The organism is Streptomyces sp. NPDC045701, assembly GCF_056432045.1.
The window spans coordinates 115102-124447 of the sequence record NZ_JBWKJV010000020.1 but is presented as its reverse complement, the minus strand read 5'-3'; the positions used below and the strand labels follow the sequence as shown (position 1 = coordinate 124447).

Sequence of the window (9346 nt, the reverse complement as noted above, 5' to 3'; positions counted from 1 at the left end):
GCTCACCACGAAGACGCTCAACCTCCCCAAGATCCACGACCAGCAGCATGCACCACAACACGCCATACCTGCAAACCGACTTAACGAAGCCCTACTAGGGGGCGTCTTGTCGATCAGGCCCGGCTCACGACATCTGTCACCGCACCCGGCCGGCGGTCCCGGCGCGGAACCCCGTGGGATCGTGGACGCGTTCAATGGATGACCGCACACGATCAAGGGGGAGACGACCATGACCGTCACGCTGGCCGAGGAAATCGCGCTGCTGTCGCTGGACGACGCATCGGGGGCGGCGAAGGAACGGTCGTCGGCCGGCTGGGCCGTCGCCGGCGGCATCCTGCTGGAGCTGGCGATGGCCGGGCGTATCACCGTGTCGGACGGCCGCCTGGAGGTGGCCGACCCGACACCGACCGGGAACGCGCTGCTCGACGGGCGGCTGGCGCGACTGGAGGAGTGGACGGGACGCAAGAGCAGGCGCAAGGTGAGCGAGTGGCTGACGAAGGACCAGTCGAAGGCGGTCGCCGCGACCGTGGAGAGCCTGTGTGAGCGCGGCCTCGTCGTGGAGGAGCGCGGCAAGGTGCTCGGCCTCTTCCCGGTGCGCCGCTACCCGGAGGCGGACGGCTCCGTGGAGCAGGAGCTGCGCGCCCGGCTGACGTCGGTCGTCGTGCACGGCGCGGAGCCGGACGACCGTACGAGTGGGCTCGTCAGCCTGCTGCACGCGGCCCGGCTGGACCGGCTGGCGTTCCCGGACATCCCGCGCAAGCTGGTCGCGCCCCGGATGGCGAAGATCGCCGAGGGCCAGTGGGCGGGCGACGGTGTGCGCGAGGCGATCCGGAACATGCAGGCCGCCATGGTGGCGATCACGGCGGCCACCGCCGCCACCGTGGTCCTCTAGGCCACCTCGTACGCTTCAGCCATGTCGGTCAACATCGCATTCACCCTCTCCGTCACGGCTCTCCAGGACGAGGCACAGGCACGGGAGGTCGTGCGCTCACTGGACGAGGTCATGGAGGACGAGCGCATCCAGGACCAGGTGAACCTGGGCGTCGCCTGGGACGAGAACGGGACGGCGTTCGTGTCCGGGGAGACCGACTTCCCACTGAGCATCAGCCGTTTCCACCTGTGGCGGCCGAATTTCGAGAGCTATGTGAAGTCCGCCGTCGAAGAGGTCGCACCGGCGGCGAAGGTCGCCCTGGACTGGGACTCCCCGGACCCCGGCGCCGACCGCCCCTGAGGTAGGTTGAACGCGTTCAACCGAGCGCGTTCAACGTACGGGGGTGGCCATGGAGGCCCGAGAGATCACCGACTCGCGGGTGCACGGGCTCCGGCGTGCCCTCGCCGCGTGCGCGGTGATCGCCACCCTGCCGGTGCTGCTCTGGACGCTGACCAGCTACGTCTTCCCGCTGCACATCCTGACGGCCCTGTCCGTGGCGATCCCGCTGTTCCTGGCGCACCGCCCCACGGCGTTCACCCGCGCGTGCCTGATCGTGGCGTCCGCCCTCGTCGCGTGGGGGGTGCTGGGGGTCTTCCTCGCCATGTTCCTCTTCTGGCCGTCCGCCCTGCTGCTGCTCCTGGCCGCCTTCGCCGACCCGCGCGAGCGGCCCGTCACCGCCAGGGTCCTGGGCGGAGCCGGCGGACTGCTGATGGCGGCCCTCCTCGCCGCCACCGCCGTGTCCACCTGGCGCTCCCACATCGCCCCCGCCCTCGCGGAGCCCCACACCTACCGCGCGGTGACCGACCCCGACACGTTCTACGACGAGCTCGGGAACCACGACGGACACCTCAAGCGGTTCGGTGCGACCAGTGTGACGGGCATCGCGTCGGAGGACACGCACTACCTCGACGTCCGCTTCCCCGACGACCTCCCCGAGGCGCGGCGCGCGACCCTGAAGCGGGAGATCGAGAAGCTGCCGGGCGTCACCCGCGTCGCCCTGTGCCCGGTGCGCGACTGCGGCTGACGCCCCTCGCTCAGCGGCCCGCCGCCCCCGCGACGAACGCCGCCCACGCCTCGGTCCCCACCGCGAAGGTGGGCCCGCCGGTCACCTTGGAGTCGCGTACGTGCACGGCGTGCGGGCAGGCGGCGACCTCGACGCACGCGCCGCCTTCGTTATTGCTATGACTGGACTTGCGCCAGTCGTAGGCGACTTCGACGCAGTCGCCCCCCGTGTTGCCGCTGTAGCTGCTCTTGAACCAGACCAGGCCGGGGGTCATAGCTTCGCCGCCATCCTCTCGATCAGTTCCACGGACTCCCAGGGCGTGAGTGCCTGGGCCCGCAGTGCACCGAGGAGATCGTTGAGCCGGTTGACCTCTTCCGGTTTCGAGATCAAGGTAGCCCCACCCTGCCCCTCGGTGTACCCCAGATTGCGTCCTTCTCGGGTGCTCACCAGGTGCAGCAATCCGTTCAGCCCCGCGTGGACGGACCGCTGGGTCGGCATGACCTGAATGGTCAGGTGATTCCTCGTACGGACCGAGTCCAGCAGGTGCAGGAGCTGTTCCTTGAGTACCGGTTCGCCACCGATCGGCCGCTGGAACACCGACTCCTCGACCACGTAACTGACGATCGGCCGAGGTCTGCGGTCCAGTACCTCCTGCCGCTCCAATCGGGCCTGCACATGCTGATCGATCTCGTCCGGCTCGTACATCGGCACCCGGGTCTCATACAACGCCCGGGCATAGGCGGGGGTCTGCAACAAACCAGGCACCAGCATGCACTCGTACGCGCTGATGCTCGCCGCGTCCGCCTCCGTGCGCTTCCAGTTGAGGAACTTCGGCGAGTACTTCTCCTCCTCCATCAGCTCCACGCACGACCGCAGCACCCCCTGTGCCCCGAGCGCCGCGTCCGCGTCGACCAGGAACGCCGTCGTCGGGATGCGCTCCGCCCGCTCATACGCGCCCACCAGCGACTCCGACATCAGCAGCCGGTCCGCAAGGTCCTTCTGCGTCAGGTCCGCCATGGCGCGGAACTTCTTGACCAGCTCGCCCACGTGCCGCCGCGCCGGCGAGGGCTCACCACTCGACCCCACAACCGCCACCGTCCTTCCCACACCGCCCCGAAGTGGATCGCGTCCCCCTGGTCACGCTAAGCGACAGGCTCGATCCTCGTAGCCATGACGAGCAACAAAGCGCCCGATTGGGTCCCCGCGGCCGGCCTGCAACTCCGCCTCGCCGGCATCCACTTCGACGCCATCCGCGTGCGCGGGGTCCGGGGCGAGGCGGTACTGCACCATCTCGCCGCCGCCACCGACGGGCGGCCCGGTCCTGTGGTGCGGGAGATCTCGGGTGGGCGGTGGACGTACTTCCTGATCCCGCCGGGCACCAGCAGGGAGTACGACTGGCCACCGGGCGCCGCCTGCTTCGGGCCGTGCGCGCGGGACCAGTACGTGGGCATCCCCGCGCCGGACGGCAACACGTACCCGCTGTCCTGGCGCTGCGGCCCGCCGGTCGCGGGCGAGTTCGTCGACCCCTCGCTGCTCCACGAGATCGTCACGGCCCAGCTGTGCGTGCCGCCGACCTGAGCGTCATCCCGGAATACCGCTGTACGCAACGGAGTTGTGGCCGACATGACTCAAGGTCCCGCACCGCGCGTCCTGTCCGACGAGGCCCTCTCCGACCTGCTGGGGAGCCAGCAGTTCGGCACCCTGGCCACGAACAAGCGCAGCGGCCATCCGCATCTCACGACCATGATGTACAGCTGGGACCCGGAGGCCCGCATCGTGCGGTTCTCCACCACGGCGGACCGCGTGAAGGTCACGCACCTGCGGAACGACCCGCGCGCGGCGCTGCACGTGTCGGGCGGCGACGTGTGGTCCTTCGCCGTCGCCGAGGGCGAGGCCGACGTCGCCGAGGTCACGGCCGTCCCGGGTGACCCGGCCGGCCGGGAGCTGCTCGCGATGATCCCGGAGGCCGCGAGGCCGAAGGACGAGGAGGCGTTCCTGAAGGACCTGGTCGCCGAGCGCCGGGTGGCCATACGCCTGCGGGTGAGCCGGCTGTACGGAACGGCACTGGACGTCACCGGCTAGGCGCCCGTCCGGCGCCCCCTCAGGCCGGCGCCGGCCGGCGGCGCCGGATGACCAGGGCCATCAGGGCGGCCGCCGCGCACAGGGCGCCCGAGGCGTACCAGACCACGTCGTAGGAGCCGAAGACGTCACGCGCCCAGCCGCCCGCGAAGGCGACGACCGCCGCGCCGATCTGGTGGGAGGCGAGGACCCAGCCGAAGACGATCGCCGAGTCGTCGCCGTAGTGTTCGCGGCACAGGGCGATGGTCGGCGGCACCGTGGCGACCCAGTCCAGTCCGTAGAAGACGATGAAGAAGACCATCGGAGGGTGCACGGACGGGGCCAGCAGCATCGGCAGGAACAGCAGCGAGACGCCGCGCAGCGCGTAGTACACGGCGAGCAGTCGCCGCGCCTCGAAGCGGTCGGTGAACCAGCCGGACGCGATGGTGCCGACGACGTCGAAGACGCCGATCACGGCCAGGAGCGACGCGGCGGCCGTCATCGGCATGCCGTGGTCGTGGGCGGCCGGCACGAAGTGGGTCTTGATCAAACCGTTCGTCGACGCGCCGCAGATGGCGAAGGTGCCGGCCAGCAGCCAGAACGGGCCGGTGCGGACCGCGGAGGACAGTACCGCGACCGTGCGCCGCGCCGCGCCCGGCACGGGAGGCGGCTTCGGTACGAAGTCGTCGGCGCCGTACGGGGTTAGCCCCACGTCCGCCGGGTGGTCGCGGAGCAGGAGCCAGACGAGCGGGACGACGGCGAGGGCGGACAGGGCGACCGTGACGGCGGCGGGGCGCCAGCCGTGCTGGGTGACGAGCCAGGACAGCAGGGGCAGGAACACCAGTTGGCCCGAGGCGCCGGCGGCGGTGAGGATGCCGGTCACCAGGCCGCGCCGGGTCGTGAACCACCGGTTGGTGACGGTGGCCGCGAAGGCGAGGGCCATGGAGCCGCCGCCGAGCCCGACGAGGACGCCCCAGTAGAGGACGAGCTGCCAGGCCGCCGTCATCCACACCGTGAGCAGCGACCCGACGGCGATGACCGTCAGCGCCAGCGCCACGACCCGGCGGATGCCGAACCGGTCCATGAGGGCGGCGGCGAACGGCGCCGTCAGGCCGTACAGCGCGAGGTTGACCGAGACGGCGAACCCGATCGTGCCGCGCGACCAGCCGAACTCCCCGTGCAGCGGTTCGATCAGCAGACCGGGCAGCGAGACGAAGGCCGCCGCGCCGATGATCGTCACGAACGTGACGGCGGCGACGGACCAGGCGCGGTGGACGCGCGACGGGCGCGCGGGCGGACCACCGGGAGCCGGGGCGGTGGCCGGAGCGGGGGTGGGCGTTGTCTGGGTCACGTCAGACAGGATCGCGAGCGGGAGGGCACCGTACCAGTGGCCCGGATGCCACCTGGCGCTAGGATCGGGCCATGAGCCGGCCCGTCCCGCACCGCGTCGTCGTCCTCGCCCTCGCCGGGCTCCTCCCCTTCGAGCTGGGCATTCCCCACCGCATCTTCGGCCGCGCCAAGGACTCCGGGGGCCACCCGCTGTACGAGATCGTCACGTGCGGGGTGGCCTCGGGGACGGTCGCGACCGACGCGGACTTCCTCATCTCCGTCGAGCACGGCCCCGAGGCGCTCGCCACCGCGGACACGGTCGTCGTGCCCGCGTCGTACGAGCTCGGGCCGGTCCACGAGGAGGGCAGGCTCACCGACGAGCTGGCCGCCGCGCTCGCCCACATCCGGCCCGGCACCCGCCTGGTCTCGATCTGCACCGGCGGGTACGTCCTGGCCGCCGCCGGTTTCCTCGACGGCCGGCCGGCGACGACCCACTGGGCGTCCGCCGAGCACTTCCAGCGGCTGTTCCCGTCGGTCGAGGTGGACGCGGACGTCCTGTTCATCGACGACGGTGACGTCCTCACGTCCGCCGGGGTCGCCGCGGGGATCGACCTGTGCCTGCACATCGTGCGCCGCGACCACGGGTCGGCGGTGGCCAACGAGGTCGCGCGCCGCACGGTGGTGCCGCCGCACCGGGACGGCGGCCAGGCGCAGTACGTGCACCGGCCCGTGCCGGAGCCGCAGGTCGCCACCACGACCAGGGCGCGCGCCTGAGCCCTGGAGCGCCTCCACGAGCCCATCCTGCTGCGGGACATGGCGGGGCGCGAGGCCATGAGCGTACGGACGTTCACGCGCCGCTTCCGCGAGGAGGTGGGCCTCAGCCCCGGCCAGTGGCTCACCCAGCAGCGGGTGGAACGCGCCCGTCACCTGCTGGAGTCCACCGATCTGCCGGTCGACCGGGTCGCGGCCGACGCCGGGTTCGGCACCGCCCAGTCGATGCGCCAGCACCTACAGGCCACGCTCGGCGTGCCGCCCACCGTCTACCGCCGCACCTTCCGCACCGCCGCCCGTGCGAACGGCGCCCCTGCCACGACCCCCCGCCGCCGGCCGGCCGGGCGCCCGTAGCGGTTACCGGGCGCCGTCCGAGGGGGCTTCGGGTTTCGCGTGGAGGACGTCGCGGGCCTGGGTCGCGGCGCGGGCGATGCTCTCGGAGACGAAGTCGACGAAGCGGGCGATGTTCTCCAGGCGGGCGGCGGCCGGGGTGCCGGGGCCGAGGATGTGCACGCCCCGGCGGGCGATCTCGCCGAGCTGGGCGGTGGACCGGGCACTGGCCATCGTGGACTGGTACAGGACGTCGTCGTCGACGACATAGCGCTCGCGGCGGCCCTCGTCGCGCTCCCGCCGGATGAGGCCCTGCCCTTCCAGGAACGCGACGGCCTTGGAGACGGAGGCGGGACTGACCTGGAGGCGCCCGGCGAGTTCCGCGGCGGTGAGGCTGCCGGTGTCGGTGGTGTAGAGGCCGGCCAGCACGCGGGCCGTCATCCTGGGCAGGCCCGACCGCATGAAGACGGTGGTGAACGTCTCCTCGTACTCCCGCACCTCCTCGGGGTCAGGTCCGTGGGCCGGCCGGGGTGCCGCACCACCGGGGGGCCGGGGCCCGGCCTTCCTGCGGCGGTGGGCGCGGCGCTCGGTGGCGCGGTGGGCGAGGTCGGCGCGGTAGGCGGTGGGACCGCCGTTGCGCGTCACCTCGCGCGTGACGGTCGAGGTGGGGCGGTCGAGGCGTCTGGCGATCTCCGCGTAGGCGAGGCCGTCGGCCAGTCCCAGCGCGATCTGCTGGCGTTCCTGCTGGGTGAGTCTGCCTCCCGGCATACGCGTGTCTCCTCCGAGGTCCGACGGTGACCCCACCATAGCGTTCACCTGCGACCCATTGCAACGCGCATCCTTTCGACTGTTGCGTTACCTCTTAGCCCGTTGCAATGAAACTCCGCCCGCCACCTGCAATAACAGTCGTTCAGCGCAACGAGCATGTTGCTGAAACCGCGAATGCAACGTAGCGTTTCTTCTGTTGGAAAGAGCGCACCGCAAGGGTGCGCGACACACAAGGAGCGCACCGTGCAGAAGTTCGACACCCCCGCCGCGATCTCCGCCGTCCTCGACATCCCCGCGGGGCGCATCCAGTTCATCGCCGCCGACCGGGCCGACACCACGGTCGACATCCGGCCCGCGGACGCCTCCCTGAGCCGCGACGTGAAGGCGGCGGAGCAGGTGGAGGTCGCGTACGGCGACGGCGTTCTGCGGATCGCGGCGCCGGCCGCCAGGAACCAGCTCTTCGGCCCTTCCGGTTCCGTCGAGGTGACGGTCCGACTGCCCGCCGGCTCCCGGATCGAGGGCAAGGCGGCCGGTGCCGAGTTCCGGGGCGTCGGACGGCTCGGCGACGTCGCCTTCGAGAGCGCGCTGGGCTCGGTCAAGCTCGACGAGGCCGCGAGCGCCCGCCTGGCCCTCCAGTCCGGCGACGTCACGGTCGGCCGCCTGGGCGGCCCGGCGGACATCAGCACCCAGAAGGGAGACCTCCGGATCACCGAGGCCGTGCGCGGCACGGTCACCCTGCGCACCAGCCACGGCGAGATCTCGGTCGGCGCCGCACACGGAACCTCCGCCTCGCTGGACGCAGGCACCACCCACGGCCGCATCCACAACGCGCTCACGAACAACGACGGCGCCGCCGCCGGCCTGAGCATCCACGCGACCACCGCGTACGGCGACATCACCGCCCGCAGCCTGTGACATCCGGAGCACATGGCTCCGCATGGATTGTCCACAGCCTGTGCACGAAAGCGGAGGTGCGCGCTCCATGGCCCCGGACCCCGAGCGGGAGCGCGCCTCCTTGGGTGGCGGCGCACGCATGCGCGCCCCGAGCACGGCACGGCGGCCGCCACCCGGCTCCGGTGGGCTTCCACCCCGAGGGCCCCGTCATGGGGCCTCCACCGAACCGCGACCCGCACTCGCCGAGGGCGTCAAGCCCTCGGCGTCCCCTCGCCACGAATCGCTGCTCCAAGGGTGATCAGACCGACACCGGCCGTCAACACCTATCCTGGCATAGGTCCGTTATGCCAGATTGGTGACGGCGCACGACGGCGCGTACCCACCGGGCTCACGCACCACCCCCGTCACCACCGGCGCACCCCGGTCCACTTCGCACCAGATGCTCTTGCCGGCACCTTCCCGCTGCCACCCCCACCGGTCGGCGAGCCCGTCGACCAGCTCCAGGCCCCGCCCGTTGGTGTCGTCACCGTCCGCGTGGCGGGGGCGCGGCGGGCGGGCGCTGACGTCGGCGACCTCCACCCGCACCGTCCCCGCCTCCGCGGCGCCCGCACCGAAGAGCATCCGCAGCACGGCCGGACAACCGGTGTGCACCACGGCATTGGTGACGAGTTCCGAGATGAGCAGCACCAGCGTCTCGGCCAGCGGCTCGTCATCCCCTATCCCGGAGCCGGCGAGCCGCGAACGTGCCCATCTCCGGGCACGTCCGACCTCTGCCGGATCGGGGCCGATCTCCAACTGCACCTGAAGCACCTGCACCGCTCACACCATCCGAACCGGCGGACACAACGCCTCGCGTCTCACAGCGACCACAGCCTTCACAGTCGTCACTGAACGTGATTTCCCTGCGGCACAGCATGGTTGACGTACAGTCACCGCAACAAGCGCTTCGGGCATATTCCCGCGTGAAGGAGTACGCCTACTGCATACTGTGCGACGCGCCCTGCGAGTAGTCGAACAGAGGGGCGCACAGGGCCGACCAAGGGCACGAGCGGCGGGCACTCCCGGGCGCGGGGCCGCCGCACGGGCACCACCGGACCGCCCCAGCCTCTGCACCACGCGCATCCCACGGAGGGTACCGGAGGCAGGTGCCGACTCCGGGCCGTGACGAGCCCCCGGAAGACAACGACCCGGTATCAACGCTCCGTGACCACCTCGCCCGCGGCGGTCCGGGCGGCCGGAAGGCCGCCGTACGCACCGCGTCG

11 protein-coding genes and 1 pseudogene are annotated in these 9346 nt (G+C 71.6%); 7 read left to right on the top strand and 5 right to left on the bottom strand.

Features of this window, described 5'->3' with window-relative positions; all coding sequences use genetic code 11:
• Nucleotides 1-229: 229 nt before the first annotated feature.
• From AC07DW_RS21485 to AC07DW_RS21475, 3 genes are read left to right on the top strand one after another with little or no spacing between them, the layout of a single operon-like run.
• Nucleotides 230-892 (top strand): GOLPH3/VPS74 family protein, encoded by a 663-nt coding sequence (locus AC07DW_RS21485; RefSeq protein WP_478859262.1) that lies wholly within the window; start codon nt 230-232, stop codon nt 890-892.
• 21 nt (nt 893-913) lie between these two features.
• Nucleotides 914-1231: a hypothetical protein gene (locus tag AC07DW_RS21480; protein WP_478859261.1), complete on the top strand. Its 318-nt coding sequence runs from the start codon at nt 914-916 to the stop codon at nt 1229-1231.
• A gap of 49 nt (nt 1232-1280) precedes the next feature.
• Nucleotides 1281-1955, top strand: a complete 675-nt coding sequence (locus tag AC07DW_RS21475) for a hypothetical protein (protein WP_478859260.1) — start codon at nt 1281-1283, stop codon at nt 1953-1955.
• A 10-nt stretch (nt 1956-1965) separates the two neighbouring features.
• On the opposite strand, the gene AC07DW_RS21470 is transcribed toward AC07DW_RS21475, so the two are convergent.
• Both AC07DW_RS21470 and AC07DW_RS21465 read right to left on the bottom strand, forming a co-directional pair.
• Nucleotides 1966-2208, bottom strand: a complete 243-nt coding sequence (locus AC07DW_RS21470) for a DUF397 domain-containing protein (protein WP_478859259.1) — start codon at nt 2206-2208, stop codon at nt 1966-1968.
• Nucleotides 2205-2981: a helix-turn-helix domain-containing protein gene (locus AC07DW_RS21465; protein ID WP_478859258.1), complete on the bottom strand. Its 777-nt coding sequence runs from the start codon at nt 2979-2981 to the stop codon at nt 2205-2207. The genes AC07DW_RS21470 and AC07DW_RS21465 overlap by 4 nt, the downstream gene beginning before the upstream one ends.
• 123 nt (nt 2982-3104) lie before the next feature.
• Here AC07DW_RS21465 and AC07DW_RS21460 point away from each other — a divergent pair, with 123 nt between their 5' ends.
• Together AC07DW_RS21460 and AC07DW_RS21455 are read left to right on the top strand one after the other, a co-directional pair.
• Entirely contained in the window at nt 3105-3512 is a 408-nt protein-coding gene (locus tag AC07DW_RS21460; protein WP_478859257.1) for a hypothetical protein, read from the top strand.
• A 45-nt stretch (nt 3513-3557) separates the two neighbouring features.
• The gene (locus AC07DW_RS21455; RefSeq protein ID WP_478859256.1) at nt 3558-4016 is read left to right on the top strand and encodes a TIGR03618 family F420-dependent PPOX class oxidoreductase; all 459 of its coding nucleotides are present in this window, start codon (nt 3558-3560) and stop codon (nt 4014-4016) included.
• A 19-nt stretch (nt 4017-4035) separates the two neighbouring features.
• Here AC07DW_RS21455 and AC07DW_RS21450 read toward each other — a convergent pair whose 3' ends face one another.
• The gene (locus AC07DW_RS21450; RefSeq protein ID WP_478859255.1) at nt 4036-5343 is read right to left on the bottom strand and encodes an MFS transporter; all 1308 of its coding nucleotides are present in this window, start codon (nt 5341-5343) and stop codon (nt 4036-4038) included.
• A gap of 71 nt (nt 5344-5414) precedes the next feature.
• On the opposite strand from AC07DW_RS21450, the pseudogene AC07DW_RS21445 reads away from it, so the two are divergent.
• A pseudogene (locus AC07DW_RS21445) lies at nt 5415-6446 on the top strand (GlxA family transcriptional regulator).
• Nucleotides 6447-6449: 3 nt separating this feature from the next.
• Here the strand turns inward: AC07DW_RS21445 and AC07DW_RS21440 are convergent.
• Nucleotides 6450-7190, bottom strand: a complete 741-nt coding sequence (locus AC07DW_RS21440; protein WP_478859254.1) for a GbsR/MarR family transcriptional regulator — start codon at nt 7188-7190, stop codon at nt 6450-6452.
• A gap of 243 nt (nt 7191-7433) precedes the next feature.
• Between AC07DW_RS21440 and AC07DW_RS21435 the strand changes: the two genes are divergently transcribed.
• Complete coding sequence (locus AC07DW_RS21435) at nt 7434-8105, top strand: DUF4097 family beta strand repeat-containing protein (RefSeq protein WP_478859253.1); 672 nt, start codon at nt 7434-7436, stop codon at nt 8103-8105.
• 321 nt (nt 8106-8426) lie between these two features.
• On the opposite strand, the gene AC07DW_RS21430 is transcribed toward AC07DW_RS21435, so the two are convergent.
• Nucleotides 8427-8900 (bottom strand): ATP-binding protein, encoded by a 474-nt coding sequence (locus AC07DW_RS21430; RefSeq protein ID WP_478859252.1) that lies wholly within the window; start codon nt 8898-8900, stop codon nt 8427-8429.
• Between the last annotated feature and the right edge of the window lie 446 nt (nt 8901-9346).